17 protein-coding genes and 1 other RNA gene are annotated in these 18,157 nt (G+C 37.5%); 6 read left to right on the top strand and 12 right to left on the bottom strand.

What is annotated here, in order from left to right:
- Nucleotide 1 precedes the first annotated feature (1 nt).
- Nucleotides 2-907, bottom strand: coding sequence for a deoxyribonuclease IV (locus tag FYJ25_RS13105; protein WP_209292898.1), 906 nt, complete (start codon nucleotides 905-907; stop codon nucleotides 2-4).
- Between the two features lie 298 nt (nucleotides 908-1,205).
- Here FYJ25_RS13105 and aroE point away from each other — a divergent pair, with 298 nt between their 5' ends.
- A complete protein-coding gene (gene aroE, locus FYJ25_RS13100) occupies nucleotides 1,206-2,141 on the top strand; it encodes a shikimate dehydrogenase (RefSeq protein WP_154581480.1) in 936 nt (311 codons plus the stop codon).
- Nucleotides 2,142-2,213: 72 nt separating this feature from the next.
- Nucleotides 2,214-2,939 (top strand): DUF554 domain-containing protein, encoded by a 726-nt coding sequence (locus FYJ25_RS13095; protein ID WP_154581479.1) that lies wholly within the window; start codon nucleotides 2,214-2,216, stop codon nucleotides 2,937-2,939.
- Between the two features lie 672 nt (nucleotides 2,940-3,611).
- Here FYJ25_RS13095 and queA read toward each other — a convergent pair.
- From queA to FYJ25_RS13055, 8 genes are all read right to left on the bottom strand, one after another.
- Complete coding sequence (gene queA / locus FYJ25_RS13090; RefSeq protein WP_154581486.1) at nucleotides 3,612-4,637, bottom strand: tRNA preQ1(34) S-adenosylmethionine ribosyltransferase-isomerase QueA; 1,026 nt, start codon at nucleotides 4,635-4,637, stop codon at nucleotides 3,612-3,614.
- On the bottom strand, nucleotides 4,637-7,063 hold the full coding sequence (gene pheT, locus FYJ25_RS13085; protein ID WP_154581478.1) for a phenylalanine--tRNA ligase subunit beta: 2,427 nt from the start codon (nucleotides 7,061-7,063) through the stop codon (nucleotides 4,637-4,639). Before pheT ends, queA begins: the two co-directional genes overlap by 1 nt.
- A 97-nt stretch (nucleotides 7,064-7,160) precedes the next feature.
- Entirely contained in the window at nucleotides 7,161-8,180 is a 1,020-nt protein-coding gene (locus tag FYJ25_RS13080) for a phenylalanine--tRNA ligase subunit alpha (protein WP_021906689.1), read from the bottom strand.
- Between the two features lie 462 nt (nucleotides 8,181-8,642).
- Nucleotides 8,643-9,254: a YdcF family protein gene (locus tag FYJ25_RS13075; protein WP_167513834.1), complete on the bottom strand. Its 612-nt coding sequence runs from the start codon at nucleotides 9,252-9,254 to the stop codon at nucleotides 8,643-8,645.
- A 61-nt stretch (nucleotides 9,255-9,315) separates the two neighbouring features.
- Nucleotides 9,316-10,317 carry a YihY/virulence factor BrkB family protein gene (locus FYJ25_RS13070; RefSeq protein WP_167513833.1) on the bottom strand — a complete coding sequence of 334 codons (1,002 nt, stop codon included), beginning with the start codon at nucleotides 10,315-10,317 and terminating at the stop codon, nucleotides 9,316-9,318.
- 65 nt (nucleotides 10,318-10,382) lie between these two features.
- Nucleotides 10,383-10,565: non-coding RNA, 6S RNA (ssrS, locus tag FYJ25_RS13065), on the bottom strand.
- A 154-nt stretch (nucleotides 10,566-10,719) separates the two neighbouring features.
- Nucleotides 10,720-11,310: a DUF5662 family protein gene (locus tag FYJ25_RS13060; RefSeq protein WP_021906692.1), complete on the bottom strand. Its 591-nt coding sequence runs from the start codon at nucleotides 11,308-11,310 to the stop codon at nucleotides 10,720-10,722.
- Nucleotides 11,297-12,265, bottom strand: coding sequence for a glycosyltransferase family 2 protein (locus FYJ25_RS13055; protein WP_154581476.1), 969 nt, complete (start codon nucleotides 12,263-12,265; stop codon nucleotides 11,297-11,299). Before FYJ25_RS13055 ends, FYJ25_RS13060 begins: the two co-directional genes overlap by 14 nt.
- 333 nt (nucleotides 12,266-12,598) lie before the next feature.
- Between FYJ25_RS13055 and FYJ25_RS13050 the strand changes: the two genes are divergently transcribed.
- From FYJ25_RS13050 to queC, 4 genes are all read left to right on the top strand, one after another.
- Nucleotides 12,599-13,027, top strand: coding sequence for a 6-pyruvoyl trahydropterin synthase family protein (locus tag FYJ25_RS13050; protein ID WP_021906347.1), 429 nt, complete (start codon nucleotides 12,599-12,601; stop codon nucleotides 13,025-13,027).
- Nucleotides 13,024-13,689, top strand: a complete 666-nt coding sequence (gene queE, locus FYJ25_RS13045; RefSeq protein ID WP_154581475.1) for a putative 7-carboxy-7-deazaguanine synthase QueE — start codon at nucleotides 13,024-13,026, stop codon at nucleotides 13,687-13,689. The genes FYJ25_RS13050 and queE overlap by 4 nt, the downstream gene beginning before the upstream one ends.
- 14 nt (nucleotides 13,690-13,703) lie before the next feature.
- Entirely contained in the window at nucleotides 13,704-14,294 is a 591-nt protein-coding gene (gene folE, locus FYJ25_RS13040; protein WP_021906349.1) for a GTP cyclohydrolase I FolE, read from the top strand.
- Between the two features lie 121 nt (nucleotides 14,295-14,415).
- On the top strand, nucleotides 14,416-15,084 hold the full coding sequence (gene queC, locus FYJ25_RS13035) for a 7-cyano-7-deazaguanine synthase QueC (RefSeq protein WP_154581474.1): 669 nt from the start codon (nucleotides 14,416-14,418) through the stop codon (nucleotides 15,082-15,084).
- Nucleotides 15,085-15,218: 134 nt separating this feature from the next.
- Here the strand turns inward: queC and FYJ25_RS13030 are convergent, their stop codons facing one another.
- The 3 genes from FYJ25_RS13030 to FYJ25_RS13020 form a co-directional block, all read right to left on the bottom strand.
- Nucleotides 15,219-15,737, bottom strand: a complete 519-nt coding sequence (locus FYJ25_RS13030; protein ID WP_021906351.1) for a EutP/PduV family microcompartment system protein — start codon at nucleotides 15,735-15,737, stop codon at nucleotides 15,219-15,221.
- 64 nt (nucleotides 15,738-15,801) lie between these two features.
- Nucleotides 15,802-16,185: a BMC domain-containing protein gene (locus tag FYJ25_RS13025; protein WP_005350505.1), complete on the bottom strand. Its 384-nt coding sequence runs from the start codon at nucleotides 16,183-16,185 to the stop codon at nucleotides 15,802-15,804.
- Between the two features lie 259 nt (nucleotides 16,186-16,444).
- Nucleotides 16,445-17,818 carry an MATE family efflux transporter gene (locus FYJ25_RS13020; RefSeq protein WP_147607791.1) on the bottom strand — a complete coding sequence of 458 codons (1,374 nt, stop codon included), beginning with the start codon at nucleotides 17,816-17,818 and terminating at the stop codon, nucleotides 16,445-16,447.
- Nucleotides 17,819-18,157: the final 339 nt, after the last annotated feature.

Below are 18,157 nucleotides of genomic sequence, written 5' to 3'. Positions count from 1 at the left end.
TTTATTTTTCCTCCAAAATTTTTTCTTTTAAATCGGCTTGAAATATACCTTCTTTTAACATGGCAATTTCATATTTATATGGAGCATATGCTCTCTTTTTCGTTTCTGGATTCGGTATATAGGGAGTTTCCAGTATTTTAGGTACTTGTTCAAACTCTTTATTATAAACAATTTTTTGCAGACATTCATAACCAAGCTCGCCAAATCCTATATTTTCATGACGGTCTTTGTGAGCTCCCTGAGGATTCTTACTGTCATTTATATGAAAAACCGCAATCTGTTCTTTTCCAATAATCTTATCAAATGTCTCTATAACATAATCAAAATCTTCTTTTACTGCATAACCGGCATCACTTGTATGGCAGGTATCAAAACAGACTCTCAATCGTTCTGCATGCTCTACGCCCTCATAAATAGCAGCGATTTCTTCAAAGCTTCTCCCAATCTCTGTCCCTTTTCCAGCCATTGTCTCTAGTGCAATATTTACTGTTCCGTCTTTATCTGCATCAAATACTTTATTTAACCCTTTAATAATCTGTTTTATTCCTGCATCTGCTCCCGCACCTACATGCGCACCTGGATGTAAAACCAGTGTCCTGCATCCCAAAGCCTGTGTTCTCTCAAGTTCTAACTGTAAAAAGTCTACGGCCAGTTCAAATGTTTCCGGCTTTACCGTATTCGCCAGGTTAATAATATATGGCGCATGCACTACAAACTCATCAATCGCATTTTTCTTCATTAATTCCCAGCCTTCTTCTATTCGAAGCTCTTCTATTGGCTTTCTACGCGTATTCTGCGGTGCACCGGTATAAATCATAAATGTATTTGCATTATAAGAAAGAGCTTCTTTCACAGATCCGAGAAACATCTCTTTCCCACTCATGCCAACATGGCAACCTAACTTTATCATAATAATCTCCATATCTTTTCATTGTATTTTCTATCTATTTTCTGTGGCTTTATAATACCAAACCAAAAGTTGATGCGCAAGAAAATAGTAATTTCTGATTATCTGTTTTTTAATGCATGATGCGCATCTCGCAGCAAGACTGCTGGGGCATTCTTGAATTTTTAAAAATTACATAATTTATCTTGACATTATCGTAAGAAAATGGTATTTTAACAAGCAGGCACTTACATGCTTTAAAGTGTTGATTTTTAAAGTATTGTAGTGTGCTTAATATTATATTTATGGAGGAATTATTATGGATACAAGAATTTCAGGCAAAACAAGATTATTAGGTGTATTCGGCACCCCGATCAAACACTCCGGCTCACCGATTATGTACAACTTCTGCTTTGATTATTACGGAATTGATTGTGCTTATCTTGCCTTTGATACTGATGCATCCCAGGTAAAAGATTCCTTAGCTGCCATGAGACGACTGAATATGCGTGGTGCCAACGTTACTATGCCATGTAAACAGGAAGTATGCCGCAATATGGATAAATTATCTGATGCTGCAAGATTCGTTGGGGCTGTTAATACTATTGTCAACGATAACGGCGTTTTAACAGGTCATATCACAGATGGTATGGGTGTTGTTTTAGATTTAAAAGATCATAACGTATCAATTATAGATAAAGATATTGTTTTATTTGGTGCAGGTGGAGCCGCAACTGCCATTATGGTACAGTGTGCCTTAGATGGAGCGAAATCCATCACTGTATTTAACAGAAGCAATGAAGGTCTTGAGCACGTTGCATCTATCGGACAGAAGATGATGGAAGATGGTGTGAAGTGTAAATTGGAATTCCATCCACTGAGTGACATAGATTTTATGCATGAAAAAGTACGCAACTGCGATATTCTCATTAATGGAACCTGTGTAGGAATGGCTCCGGCTCTTGATGGGCAGTCTCTTATTACTGATATGAGTGTATTTCATGAAGATATGGTTGTGTACGATGTTATTTACCATCCACTAGTAACTAAGCTTATGGCAGATGCTGTTGCAAATGGATGCAAAGAAGAGAATGTCATTGGTGGAAAAGGTATGCTTTTATGGCAGGGAGCCGGTGCATTTAAGTTATATACCGGACTTGATATGCCTGCTCAGGAATTAAAGGCTTTCCTCGCTAAACGAGAAGAAGAGGGTGTTGAACCACTTGCAGACGTTGCAGAAAATGTTCCTTTCTAGTATACTACATTGTTAGGGGCAAAAGATATTTTGCCCTTAACAGCATTTTATACTGGAAGGAGAATATATTTTATGCCAATTGGAGTTATTGTGAACTGTCTTGGAATTATCATCGGAGGAATTTTAGGTACCTTTATCGGACCACGATTAAGTGAATCTTTCAAGACAAATCTCAATTTAGTTTTTGGTGCCTGTGCGATGACCATGGGCATTAGTTCCATTGCCCTGATGAAAAACATGCCTGCTGTTATCCTTTCTGTTATTTTAGGAACAGTAATAGGACTTGCTATTCATCTTGGTATAATAATACAAAACATGGGGATGGGAATGGAAAAGATTATTTCTAAAATCATTCCCGGTCAGGGAACAAAGGATGCAGAATATCAGAGTGTACTGGTAACCGCTATCGTATTATTTTGTGCAAGCGGTACCGGAATCTACGGAAGTATCACAGCCGGAATGACTGGCGATCACAGTATTCTTTTAGCCAAGACAATTCTTGATCTTCCAACCGCTTTAATCTTTGCCTGCATTCTTGGATTTGTAACCTGTGTAATTGCAATCCCTCAGTTTATCGTATTCATGCTGCTTTTTTTACTTGCCGGGGCAATTTATCCATTCTGCACAGAAACTATGATCTGTGATTTCAAAGCTTGTGGCGGAGTACTTCTTGTAGCAACTGGCTTCCGAATGATGAAAGTGAAAGAATTTCCTGTAGCAGATATGATACCGGCAATGATACTCTCCATGCCATTAAGCCACCTCTGGGTAACATATGTACTTCCTTTTGTTTCTTAAAAAGATTTCACTAAAAAAAGAACTCGAATAAAATACTAATTTGGGGAGCTAAACAGACGAAAAGCAGAAATTTAATATACAATAGAATGTGAAGATAGTCGCTTCGTAGAAAATGCCTGTACGGCATTTTTACTTGCTCCGACATCACATTCTATTGTATATTAAATTTCTGCTTTTCTGTTTTTTGGCTCCAAATGGAAATTAGTATTTAAATCTTAGATAAAAATAGCGGGGATTGCCCAGAAAATTATGAGAGTTAACTAAAGAAAAATTCTCCATAAAGTAGAAGTAAAAAATATTCCCCTATGGAGATTTTAATTTATATAAAAACCATAGCCCTCTGGACAATCCCCTTCTCTCCTTATACATAAATTGCTAATTTGCTATCAAAACTATCCAGCCGCTGAAATAAAACTTTATACTGAATTGTAAGAGAACTACGATAAAGAAAAAAGAATTGTTATAAGTATTGCATTTTGCGACTTTGCGCTATGGAATTCTGACCATAGGAACTTGGGACTCGTTTTTCCCAAGTTCCTGTTTTTCTGGGCAGAATGGAATGTTTAGCGCAACGGAACAAAATCAAACTTATAACAATTCTTTTTTCTTTAGAAGACTGAATACAATTCGGCTCAAAGCATTCCTCTTCAGCGGCGTCTGTGTCCCAGCGAATTAGCAAATAAACATCGCATCCCCGAAGGAGAAGAACCTGTATCTTTCTTTTACCGCTTCCTTATACGCTGCCATAATATGATCCTTTCCTGCTAATGCGGATACGAGCATTAAAAGGGTAGATTCCGGCAGATGGAAGTTTGTAATAAGACAGTCAATTGCCTTAAATTTATAACCTGGGTAAATGAATATTTCTGTATTACCGCATCCCGGATGAATCACTCCATTATCATCCGCAACAGATTCCAGAGTTCTTGTACTGGTTGTACCTACTGCGATAATTCTTCCACCATTCTTTTTCGTATCATTGATCAGCTTTGCTGCGGTTTCTGTTACATTATAGTATTCAGAATGCATATGGTGTTCGAGCACATTTTCCACTTTTACAGGCCGAAAGGTTCCAAGACCTACATGGAGTGTTACGCGGGCAATGTTTACACCCATATCTTCAATCTGTTTTAACAGTTCATTTGTAAAATGAAGTCCGGCTGTCGGTGCGGCAGCAGATCCCTGATATTTTGCGTAAACTGTCTGATAACGGTTTTTATCCTGTAATTTATGTGTGATGTATGGGGGTAAAGGCATCTGGCCAAGACGGTCTAATACTTCCTCAAAAATCCCTTCATATTCAAAATGTACAAGACGGTTTCCGTCTTCTAAAACATCAACGATTTCTGCTTTTAATTCTCCATTTCCAAAAACAACTCTTGCACCTGGACGACATTTTTTCCCTGGTTTTACAAGTGTTTCCCATACATCGTTTTCTTTTCTTTTTAATAAGAGAATTTCAATGTGTGCTCCGGTATCTTCTTTTGTTCCAATAAGACGTGCCGGAATAACCTTTGTATCGTTGATAACCAGACAGTCTCCTGGATGAAGATACTCTGTAATGTCATGGAAAATACGGTGAGTAATCTCACCGCTTTCCTTATTAAGCACCATTAATCTTGATGAGGAACGGTCTTCCAGGGGATCCTGGGCGATCAGCTCCTGCGGAAGATCAAAATTAAAATCACTTGTTTTCATCATGCTCTTAATTCAACTCCCATTTTTTCAAGTTCTTTAAGAATCTTATCTACAATCTTGTTAATCTCAGCAGTTTCTAAGCTGCGCTCTGGAGAACGGAATACCAGACTGAATGCAACAGATTTATATCCTTCTTCAATCTGAGATCCTTCATAAACGTCAAATAACTGAATACTCTCTAATAACTTGCCGCCTTTTTCTTTCATTACTTTTTCAATACTTCCTACGAAAATATCTTTCTTCATAACAAGACTTAAGTCTCTATTTACTGCAGGATATTTTGCTACACCCTCATATCTTCTGTCGAAAGTTGCTTTTTCTGTGATAGCTGGAAGGTCGATACCTGCTACATAAGCTTCACATTTCATATCGTAGTTTTCACATACTTCAGGATGTACCTGTCCGATAAATCCAGCATAAGTTCCGCCTACATAAATGAGTGCCTGTCTTCCTGGATGTAAGAAAGGTTTTTCCTGAGATGGTTCAAAGTCAACTTTTCCTTCAAGACCAAGTTTTAAGAACATTTCTTCAAGAACACCTTTTAACAGGAAGAAGTCGCATTCTCCGTACATACCGAGAGTCAGACGCTTTCTTTCATCTGGAAGTTCTGTTAATGGCAACGCCTTTGGAAGATATACGTTACCAATCTCGTAGAGACGTACATTTTTATTTCTGTGGTTATAGTTACCTGCTAAAGAAGTTAAAATACCATTTAACTCGATTGTTCTCATGATACTGTAATCTTCTCCAAGTGGATTAGCGATTACGATTGCCTGACGTAATGGGTCATTGTCTGGGAGAAGTAATTTATCAAATACTTTAGGGCTTTCGAAAGAATAGCACATTCCGCCGCAGAATCCGTTCTGCTCAGCGATATTCATAACAACATCTTCTACTCTTGCAGCAAATGACTTCTTACCGGCAGTTGCCTCACCGTGAGGAAGTGTAGTAGGAATATTGTCATATCCGAAGAATCTTGCTACTTCTTCCGCGATATCAGCAGAACATCTTAAATCCTGACGGAAAGATGGGATAAGTAACATATTCGTTTCTTCATCATATCCAATTTCAAGACGGTCAAAGTATTCCATCATTTGTTCTTCGGATACATTTGTTCCAAGAAGTTTGTTGTATTTTGCTGGCTCGAAAGGAATCTTTACTTCTTCCACTGGGTTCGGATATACATCTACAACACCACCAACAACTTCACCAGCACCTAACTCTTCTACTAACTGGCATGCACGATTAATTGCTTCTAATGCATTCTCAGGGTCAAGACCTTTTTCAAACTTACCGGAAGCATCCGTTCTAAGACCGATTCTCTTAGAAGAAAGACGGATATTTGTTCCATCAAATGTAGCTGCTTCGAAAAGCATTGTCTGAATATCGTCTGTAACCATGGAGTTTTCTCCTCCCATGATACCAGCAATACCAACAGGACCTTCTGCATCGTTGATCATTAATACATCTTTGTCGAGCTTTCTCTCCTGTCCATCAAGTGTTGTGTATACATCACCGTCATTTGCACGTTTTACAACGATTTTATGACCTCTGATCTTATCTAAGTCATAAGCGTGCATTGGCTGTCCATACTCTTCCATAACATAGTTTGTAATATCTACGATATTGTTGATTGGACGGATACCCATAGCTGCAAGTCTTCTCTGCATCCATTCTGGTGATGGAGCTAACTTGATATTCTTTACGATTCTTGCTGTGTATCTTGGACATAAATCGGTAGCTTCTACCTCTACAGAGATATAATCTTCTGCTTTTTCACTATTTCCAACTTCTTTTACTTCTGGAGCATAGAATGGCTTCTCAAATGTAGCTGCTGCTTCTCTTGCCATACCGATCATACTGAAGCAATCTACACGGTTAGAAGTAATTTCAAATTCTACTACTGCATCACGAAGTCCTAATGCTGCCACTGCATCATCACCTGGTTTTACATCTTTGCTCTCATCAAAAATGTAAATACCATTTTCTGGTGCTTCTGGGTACATATCACGTGTACTTCCTAATTCTTCGATAGAACACATCATACCGTAAGAAGGAACTCCACGAAGTTTACCTTTTTTAATCTTAATTCCATTTTCAGGATTTGGGCTTCCATCATGTCCACCTGCAACACGTCCGCCATCTAAAACAACAGGAACCATCGCTCCCTTAAATACGTTAGATGCACCTGTTACAATCTGTACTTCCTCATCGCCTACATTTACCTGGCAGATAACTAACTTATCTGCATCTGGGTGTTTCTCGATTTTCTCAATTCGTCCAACAACTATTTTCTCCAGATTCTTATCAAGGTATACTGCATTCTCTACGTGGGAACCAGACAGTGTCATCTTGTCTACATATTCCTGTACAGTACAATCCAAATCTGGAACATATGCTTTAATCCATGAAATTGGTGTATTCATTTTCGTCTCCTTTTATATCTATAAATTTAAATATTAGTTATTTTTAATCCTTTCCACTTCAAGAATATCTCAACATCCTTGAAGCAGAATACACGCTCTAGAACTGTTTTAAAAATCTTGCATCGTTTTCGTATAAGAGGCGCATATCATCGATTTCGTATTTTAAAAGAGTGATTCTTTCAAGTCCGATTCCAAATGCAAAGCCTGAGTATACTTCCGGATCAATACCGCAGTCACTTAATACTTTAGGGTGTACCATTCCACATCCAAGAATCTCAATCCAGCCGCTTCCCTTACACATACGGCATCCTTTTCCTCCACATTTGAAGCAGGATACATCTACCTCAGCACTTGGCTCTGTGAATGGGAAATGATGTGGACGGAACTTAACCTTTGTATCTGGTCCAAAGAATTCCTCTGCCCACTGCTGTAATGTTCCCTTTAAATCAGCAAATGTAATTCCTTTATCTACGACAAGTCCTTCTACCTGATGAAAAGATGGAGAATGTGTTGCATCTACTTCGTCAGAACGGAATACTCGTCCAGGAGCGATAACGCGGATTGGCATACGTCCTGTTTCCATGATACGTGCCTGTACTGGTGATGTCTGTGTACGAAGAAGGATATCTTTTGTAATGTAGAAAGTATCCTGCTCGTCCTTTGCCGGATGATTTGCCGGAATATTTAACAATTCGAAATTGTAGTGATCATACTCTACTTCCGGTCCCTCTACCACTTCATATCCCATACCGATAAATACTCTTTCAAGATCATCTAATGCGATCTGGTTTGGATGGCGATGTCCGACTGCTACTTTTTTACCTGGTAAAGTTACGTCAATAACTTCCTTCTTCATCTTTTCTTCACGAAGCTTTTTCTGGATAGCTGTTCTCTTTTCTTCCATCTTTTCTTCGATACCAGCACGTGCTTCATTTACCATCTGACCTACCTTTGGTCTGTCTTCCGGTGCTACATCTTTCATTCCTTTTAACAGGCTCGATAACTGTCCCTTTTTACCAAGGAAAGCAACTTTAACATCATTAAGCTTGTCCATACCCGCTGCATCTTCAATTGCCGCAAGTGCCTGCTGACGAATCTGCTCGATTTTCTCTTTCATGATAAACTCCTTTATTATTTAAATTAATTTACTTTGGTTATCTGGCAGCTGCTTTTCGTTATTCAATAGGGAATTCCAACAGATTTGTCTATTGAATCTATTAAATAAAAAAAGCCCCTTTTTAATATAAATTAAAAAGGGACGAATAAATCCGCGATACCACCCTGATTCCCGAATATACCAGATATATTAAGCGTATTCAGGCTCTCATTAACGCGTAACGTGCGTAGACGACATTCCTTATCTAAATATATAGTTTCTAAATATATAGTCTCCGGAATGCAGCTCCAGTGTGGAAATTCGAAATATAACGGAGCCTTGAAGAACTTACAGCCGATGATTCTCCCTCTCTACTGGTACATTATACTTCTACTGTGGGCAGAATGCCCGCACTTTCAACGCTTTTTCAATGAATAACATTGTAACGCAGGGAAAAATTAATGTCAAGAGGTATTTCGTGCTTTATTCCCATTGAATTCGTCCTTCCATCATCAAAAGCTGCTGTCCAACTCTGGAGAACTCTCCAAGTACTATCTTTCTTCCTTCTTCTGTTTTGTACCAGTCCTCTGAGGAAATATGATCTACAACAACGGGATGTATGAGAATCTCCACCTCTGGAAATACCATAGAATAATAAAGGAACGAACGTCTGGCATGGTGTGCTTTACAACATAATATCGCTTTTTTTAAATGAATTCCTCGCTTTTGAAGCAATAGTTTTGTCTTTTCCGCATTCTCCAAAGTATAGGTTGCCTCACACTCTTTTAAAATTGCGGAAGCCGGAACTCCATTCTGAAGTAAAACTGCCTCTAAAAAGTCCGCCTCACAGGCAAAATCTGTTCCGTATTTCTGCCCTTCTTTTGAAACACCCTGGAAACTTCCCTGTACCTTTGTATACCCACCCGATGGCAATAACAAGGGGGCATATCCTTCTTTATATACTCTTGCCGCTTCTTCCGTATGCTCCGGTCTTGCACAGCCTGGTATAAATATCGCATCTGCCCTTTCCAGTCTATCTTCTAAAAATATATAATCTGTAATCTCCTGAATCTGTTTTTTATCCAAATGATACATTTTAATTCCTTCTGTCATTCACTATTTTCTAAAATTATCTGTTTTAGAGTTTTTTATTTTTCTATTTCGAGTTGTTGTCTTCTCCCATCGATACGTCTTTATCATTTTTATTATTATTTTTATTATTCTTTCTGTCAGCTCTCTCACTTTTAGATTTCTGACGCATCTTCTCTGTCTGTGCCCTCTGCTGCCTGCGCCAGTTTGGTCTAAGAGTACGAATAAGAAGATGATAATTATCTTTATTCTCTAAAAAATAATTCACTTCCGCTCCATAAAAAACCATGGACATACAAAAATACAGCCATAAAAGCAGTATCATGATTCCCGCCATACTTCCGTAAATATACGAAAAATTCGTAAAATTATCCATATAGATTGAACAGCCTACAGAAACTGCCACCCAGCCAAGTGTCGCAATCAAAGCTCCCGGAAACTGCCCTCGAAAACTAGACGTTCTGTTTGGAATCCATTTATAAATTATCATAAATAATAATGTCAGAAAGACCAGGGAAAATAAAATCCTCTGATGCATAAAATATCCCAAGATCGGAATCACAAACGGGAACTTCCAACATACATAACGATATAAACTATTTCCAAATACCCACATAACAAGCATAACGCTTATCATAAGTGCAAACAATAATGTATACACTAAACTAAATAAGCGTATTACAAAATAATTTCTGTTCTCATCAATATCATATACAGAATTCAATCCGATAACAATCGAATACACACCCCTTGAAGATGACCACAATGCTGCAATAATAGAAATCGCAGATACTGTCGTTCCCGTCTTATGATAAATTTCATTTACAATATTTTTGATCAATGATCCTTCCTCAAAAGAAATCATCCTTGTCAATATCACTATAATGTCATCTTTTGAAAAAGGAATATATCTGGTCAGTGTCAACAGGAAGATCATAAACGGAAAAATGGAAAGGAGTATAAAAAAGGCGGACATCGCCCCGAATGCTCCCACATGATCATCACTGCATTTCTTTAGAAAATCCATAACCAGTTCGTATAAATCTTTCACCCTTTTTCTTGCTGGCATACTTTCCATCCTCATTATATTTTACATAAGAAAAGCCGCCTCATTCACATGAGACGGCTATAAAGCATACACCCAAAATGCCGTAGCCTGCGATTTTGAGTCCTAGCCAAAGCCAGGTGGGTAACTTCAATTAAATATCTGACGTCCTCTCAAAACGGTGAGGCATGCCATCCCTTCAATGATTTAGTTTCCCAAGTTCAAAAATGTAGGTTCAAAATAGCAGGGGGTCTCGAACACTCCAGGCTAGTATATACATACTATAACTTAATTATCTCTAAATTTCAAGATAAAATTATCCACTTTACTGTAAAAATATTACTCTGCAATCATGTGCTCTGTGCAGACTTCCTTTCAATTCCAGTTCAGTCCAGCTCAGATACTGCACTTCTAATGGGGTTTCACTTAATCTAAATACAACTTTCCATCCCGCACATGATAATCACGATTTTTATGTCGAAGCAGCGTATGCCTCATATAATGCAATAGATATTCTTCTCCTTTCATATCGAGCATTGTAAGAAGATATCTTGACAGATAATCTGTCTCGTCATCTATAAGCATCATATGCTTTCCGTTTAAATAGTATGCCAATGCACTTCCATCATTATACTGATCTTTTAAATAATTTTTACTCGCACTGATACGATCAATAACCATTTCCGCTACATATTTTTTCGGCATCTTCATTCCGACAAGCTTTCCTCCTGTTGGATTAATGCTATAATCGATCCAATATTCAAAATGATGAAGATTCCTTCCCTTATGATGAAGCCAGCCCCTTGAACAGGTCTTTAATTCCTTTTCCCTATTGATCGGACTTCTGTCTCCCTGATAGTAAATCACCCCTGGAATAAACTCTATAGGTGTATATTTTGACAAATCATGAAGAAGTCCCTGTTTATATAACCCCACCTTAAAACAGGTTTTCATTACCAGCATCTTGTGGTGGGTGATGGTACTAAAATGTCCTTTTAAATTTTTAAATATCCTCATTCTCTTTTTCCTGATCTTTTTCAAAGTTTACCGCATCCCTTACTAAGTAAATTGGTCTCTTTCTTATTTCTGATAAAATAACTGCCAGATATTCTCCAATAATCCCCAACAAGAAGAATAATACTGTAAACATAAAACAAATTACTACAACTGTTGTCGTATAACCTCCTGGTGCGCCAACACGAATCTTCATATAAATAGAGTAAATAATCAACAGTACACAGGCAATTCCTGCAAACGTGCCACACAATGAAGCAATCTTCAACGGCAGGTCCGAATAACTTAACATTGCCTGTACTGAAAACTTAAACAATCCTTTGATACTGTACTTACTTTCTCCTGCTGCTCTATCATGTGCTTCGTATTCTATGGTTGTCTTTTTAAATCCAATACTTTGCACATAGGCACGAAGAAAACGTGAAGTTTCCCGAAAATGCTTTTTTAAAACTTCCGCTGGCTTCTTTGTGATGGCAAAAAAATCGGAGGCATTTTCCTCAAAATGTACCTCTGAAATCTTATTCAGTATTTTATAGAACAAGCCTGATGTAAGATTCTTAACAAATCCAGCACTCTTATTTGCTGTACGAACCATGCTGATTACTTCATATCCCTGATTAAACGTATCTAAAATCTGCGGGATACATTCTACAGGATGCTGCAAATCTGCATCCATACATACAATTCCATCGCCTGAACTATAATCAATTCCCGCAATCATTGCTGCCTCATGTCCATAATTTCTCGAAAAATGTATTACCTTTACCTTTTTCGAATCCATAGCCAATCTATCTAAGATAGCAGGGGATGCATCTCTACTTCCGTCATTAACAAAAATCAACTCATAATCACTATCAATTCCCTCTAAAATAGGAAGAATCGTTTCATAAAACTTATCCAAAACTGCCTCTTCATTATATACAGACACTACAATGGATAACTTATTTATTAATTTCATACACTATCCTTTCTCCTCGTATATTATTTTCATTTATAATAGCATTTCATGAAAAACTTCGCAACCTGTCGTATAAATTTCCTGATTTCTTGTTAATAAAATCTCTTTACAAAACTCTCATTTCGTGCTAGACTCGATTAGATACGACAGTTCATTTGTACCATCCTGTCGCTAAATAAAACCAGGACAGCATTTTATTTTTACCAAAAGATTTTACAAACAGATGATTTCAAGATGCTGTATATTTGCAGCATCTTTTTTATTTTTAATATGTACCATCAGAATCTTTTAATAATTTTGATCGTATGTATAAGTTTAGAGGAGGATTTTTTAATGTATATTTTAGAAACAGAGCAATCCTTTGACTCCGCTCATTTTCTAAGTGGTTACAAAGGTAAGTGCAGTAATCTCCATGGACATCGCTGGAGAGTTGTAGCACGTATTGCTATGGATGAATTAAATAAAGAGGGGCAAACCAGAGATATGGTAATTGATTTTGGAGATTTTAAAGATGCTCTAAAAAAACTCACAGATGCTTTAGACCATTCTTTTATCTTTGAAACAGGCTCTTTAAAAGAAACAACGCTAACAGCTCTTAAGGAAGAAGGATTTTTACTTCATGAAGTTCCTTTCCGTCCAACCGCCGAGCAGTTTTCCCGCTATTTTTATGAACAATTACAGGAACTGGGCTTCCCTGTATATAACATTTCTGTATATGAAACTCCAACAAACTGTTCTACTTATCAGGAGGCATCTTTATGATTACCTATCCTGTAGTTGAAAAGTTTATCAGTATTAACGGAGAAGGTCAAAAAGCCGGCGAACTTGCTGCATTCATTCGAATGCGTGGCTGTAATCTTTCCTGTAATTACTGTGATACATCCTGGGCAAATACAATGGACTGTCCTTGTGAATTTTTATCCACAGAGGAACTGATCACATGGCTCACTGAACATAAAATTAAAAATGTAACTCTTACCGGTGGAGAACCTTTACTTACAAAAGGAATCGACACATTCATCGAAGCACTCGGTTCTTCCGGATTTTCTGTAGAGATTGAAACAAATGGAAGTGTAGCTTTAGATTACTTTCATAATCTTTTACATCGTCCGGCCTTTACTATGGACTATAAATGTCCAGACAGCGGAATGGAGCAGGCGATGTGTACAGATAATTTTTCTCTACTGCTTTCTAAAGATACCGTTAAATTCGTTGTCAGCAGCATTGCTGATCTGGAAAAAGCAAGAACAGTCTGTACGCAATACAAAATTGCTGACCATTGTCCTATTTTTTTAAGTCCGGTATTCGGACGAATTGACCCAAAAGAAATTGTAGAATATATGATAGAACACCATTGGAACGAAGCCCGTCTCCAGCTCCAGATGCATAAGTTTATCTGGCCGCCGGAACAGCGCGGAGTATAAAAGGAGGTAAAACTATGGCTATAGATAAAGATGCCATTCGTGAACATGTCAGGGGGATTCTTGCCGCTCTTGGCGATGACCCCGATCGTGAAGGATTGAAAGAAACACCCGATCGCGTAGCTCGTATGTACGAAGAAGTTTTTGAAGGAATGAATTATACCAATCATGAAATTGCCATGATGTTTAATAAATCTTTCAAAGACGATCTATGTGTCGGCGCTGATAAAAAAGATATTGTTTTAGTTCGAGATATTCCAATCTTCAGCTATTGTGAACACCACATTGCTCTTATGTACGATATGTCTGTATCCGTTGCGTATATCCCAAAAGACAAAGTTCTTGGTCTAAGCAAAATAGCAAGAATCTGCGACATGGCCTCCAAACGTCTTCAGCTTCAGGAACGCATCGGCTCTGATATTGCAGAAATCATGTGCGAAGCTGCCGAAACAGAGGATGTTGCCGTTATTATTCATGGAACACACAGCTGCATGAGCGCAAGGGGCATCAAAAAAGACGCTGCATCTACTGTAACTACAACTTTCCGAGGACGTTTCGAAACAGATTCTTCTATTCAGAGTCAACTTACAATGATGCTTCATGCATAAACGTATGCCATATGTAAGATGCACAATAGAATTATGTCATGCATTGCATGATGCGCATGAAAAAATTATTTAAAAAACACTTAATAGATACCTTAAAACCTATAGAAAGAAGGAATTATTTATGCAGGAACTCAAAAATAAAGAAGCTGCTGTTGTCGTTTTCAGTGGTGGACAGGATAGCACAACTTGCCTTTTCTGGGCTTTAAAACGTTACAAAAAAGTAATTGCATTATCTTTTGACTATCATCAAAAACATGTAAAAGAATTAGAATGTGCAAAGAAAATCTGTCGTGACCATGAGGTTGAACACCATATCATGAACATGAGTCTTTTAAATCAACTTGCACCGAACTCTCTTACACGCGTAGATATTAAAGTAGATGAAAACGCTCCAGAAGAGGGAACACCAAATAGCTTCGTTGACGGAAGAAATCTTCTCTTTCTGTCCTATGCTGCCGTTTTTGCAAAACAAAGAGGCATCACAGACATTATCACCGGTGTATCTCAGAGCGATTTCTCCGGATATCCCGACTGCCGCGATATCTTTATCAAATCATTAAATACAACACTCTGCCTTGCCATGGATTATCAGTTTGATATCATTACCCCTCTTATGTGGCTTGATAAAAAAGAAACCTGGGCTCTGGCAGACGAACTTGGTGCTTTTGATATTATAAAAAATGAAACTCTTACCTGCTATAACGGGGTTATTGGAGATGGCTGTGGTCATTGTCCATCATGTAAACTCCGTAAAAAAGGATTAGATGCATATTTAGCTTCAAAAAACTAATTGGATCAGCTTAAAAAAATGAAAACCAGAAATTTAATTTCTGGTTTTCTGCTTTTGTCACTAAAAAATTCAAGTCGAGCAGCCACTCACCACCTGAAAGAGATGGGAGTCTTTTCGACTGAGATTAACTTTTATTATATTCTCAGTGTATGCTTTTCGCTCTCACCCGGTCCAAATCCAAGCTTGTCATATTCTGCCTTAGCTACTTCCCATGGAAGTTTATCTACCGGTTCCTTTAAGTAACTTAATATCTCTGCAATACCTTCGCCTGTATAGGAACTGGTAAAAAAGATCTTCTTACAACCTGCAAGGCGCAGCCATTCGGCTGCTAATTCCGGATTCGCTGCCCAGTGATCGCACTTCGTAACTACACCAACAACTTCACGATTACTTACTGACACAATATTCGGTGGATATAGAGAAAACGGTTCTATCGCACTCATCAAAAGTCCAATAACATCTGCCTCACATCCATAAACAGCTAATGCTCCAGATAACTGCTTCGTCTCCGCATACTCTCCCGGTGTATCAATAATTACATCAAAGTTGTTTACATACTGCGTCTTATGGTAAGTAATCGGCTTACCCTTCATCGCCTGCATGATCGTAGTCTTACCTGATTCGCTACGACCCACAAACATTATCTTACGCATTATAACCACCCTGTCTTCCTGCTTCGCATCTGCTGTATGCTATCACCACTTTTTGTCTATCGACTTATTTCTTTGTAACAGGACATGTAGCATATCCTAAATCATTCTGGAAATAATGGATTACAGCCTTAACAGCAGATTCTACTGCCGAAATACGTCCTGTCAGAATTAAAGTTCCGCTGAAACGGTCTACGAATCCAAGATAAACATCTCCGCTCTTAATAGCAATATCTGCTCCAATTACAGCAGATTCACTCGGAGTAACTGTGATAATACCGATTGCAGAACGATCAAAATCGATATCCGGATTCAATCCTAACTTACGATATACGATTGGCTTAGGACTTGTAATAACATGAGCCAGTGTAATCTGTCTTCCTGGCACAGTTTCCTGAATAATACGTAATCTTCCTTCTGTGTCCTTTGGTAATAATTCTTTGATATCCATAACTTCAGCTCCTTTAATTTATATTCATCATTACACTCATGATAATGACATTACACCAAAATGGGCGTAAATGTACTCCTATGTGAACATTATATCATACCCATTTTGAACATTCTATGAAAAAATTGGACACTTCATGGGATTAGTTGGCACTTTCTTGATAATTCGCACAAAAAAGGGTAAAATATCAACGAAAAAAAGCAACAGATTGCAATATACTGTGAATGACTTTGAAAATGAAAATTAGGTTATCATTTCATCATTCTGACAAATTCATATCTTCCTTTGTTGTTACTGCAGTTTTCCATTTTCCTTTTATCAGACAATAGATATATACGATATTTGTTACTGCCGTACTAATTGGATAAGCTATCCCTATTCCCAATGTCCCCCATCCTAATATATTAGAAAGGAAATAAGCAAGAGGTATTCTTGAAGCTAATGCCCCTACTGTGTTTCCAACAGCCACATAAGAAGTATGGCCTGAACCAATAAATATACCAGAAAGGCAGTATGCTAATGGCATTACGATGACATAATCCCAGCAATGTCCCTTAAAATAATTTGCTCCAACAAGTAATGTCTGTGCATCATTTGTAAAGATACTTAATAATTCCTTAGAAAAACACCACATGATAATACAGATAAACAAACTATATAAAGAAGAAATAATCAACTCTACTATCGCTGTTTTTTCGACCCGTTTTAACTTTCCTGCTCCCACATTTTGTCCAACGATTGCTGACAGAGCTGCATGCAATGCTATTACTGGCAAAATAAAAATTACATTTATCTTCGCTGCAATTCCAACTGCAGCAGATGCATATACTCCCAGAAGATTTGCTACTGCAATCAAAACAACCAATGAAAAATTCAACATAAAATTCTGAAAAGCAGAAGGAATTCCTATTTGAAACATAATTTTAATTTTTTCTTGATCAATATGAAAACTTGAAAGTTTAAAATCAAACGGAAAGTCTATTTTACGCAAATAAATTATAGATACTAACACGCTACACATTTGAGCAATTACCGTTGCCAGTGCTGCACCCCCAGCACCCATATGCATTTTCCCGACAAATATAATATCAAGAATAATATTAATTCCTGTAGAGATAATAACAAAATACAACGGATTTTTGGAATCTCCCATTCCTCTCAAAATATTAGCAATAGCATTATACATAAAAGTAAATAAAATTCCACTTATAACAACTCTGTAATAATTAGAAGCCTCTTGATAACTTTCTAATGGAGTTTGTAAAATATGTAAGATTGGATTCATAAATATTTGCATTCCTATTGTCATTATAACTGCCAGAATTATTACTAGAGTAAATGTAGTCTCAATAGTTTTATGTATTTCTTTCTCTTTTCCAGCCCCAACATATTGAGCAATCATTACCGTTGCAGCTGACAACAACCCTATTGCAATTCCAAGAACCAGGTCTGTAATCTGTGCCACAATATTAAGACCTGAAATACTATATGTTCCTGCATAATGACTCACAATAAACAAATCTACTGTACTATATAGAGACTGTAATACAAAAGAACCCACAAATGGCAGACTGAATAAAATAAGATTTTTTATAACAGAGCCTTCTGTCAGATTATGTTCTAAATTTCCCATATATCTTTCCCCCACCTCTTTTTCTTGTTTTATTACTTAGGATATGCTTTTTAAGCATTCTCCAAAGTTATACTACATAAAAAAAGAGACAGCAGAGTGAATTTCACTTGCTGTCTCTTTTTTTATATATCATATACCTTCAAAACCACACACAAATCATCTTTTCTAATTGCAAATCTTATTGACTAAAGCCGGTCATCTCGATTCCGCTCACGCTTCATCTCGATGGATTTGCTCCGCAAATCTCCATGCTGTCATAAACTGTATTCATAAAGCAAGCTTCATTCAGCCAGTTTACTGACATCATTACGGCTTTCTACGCTTGGTCAAGCTTTCGAC

It is taken from the genome of Anaerobutyricum soehngenii (assembly GCF_009697165.1).
Taxonomy (GTDB): domain Bacteria; phylum Bacillota; class Clostridia; order Lachnospirales; family Lachnospiraceae; genus Anaerobutyricum; species Anaerobutyricum soehngenii.
The sequence above is the reverse complement of the archived record's forward strand: the minus strand, read 5'-3'. Positions and strand labels throughout refer to the sequence as shown.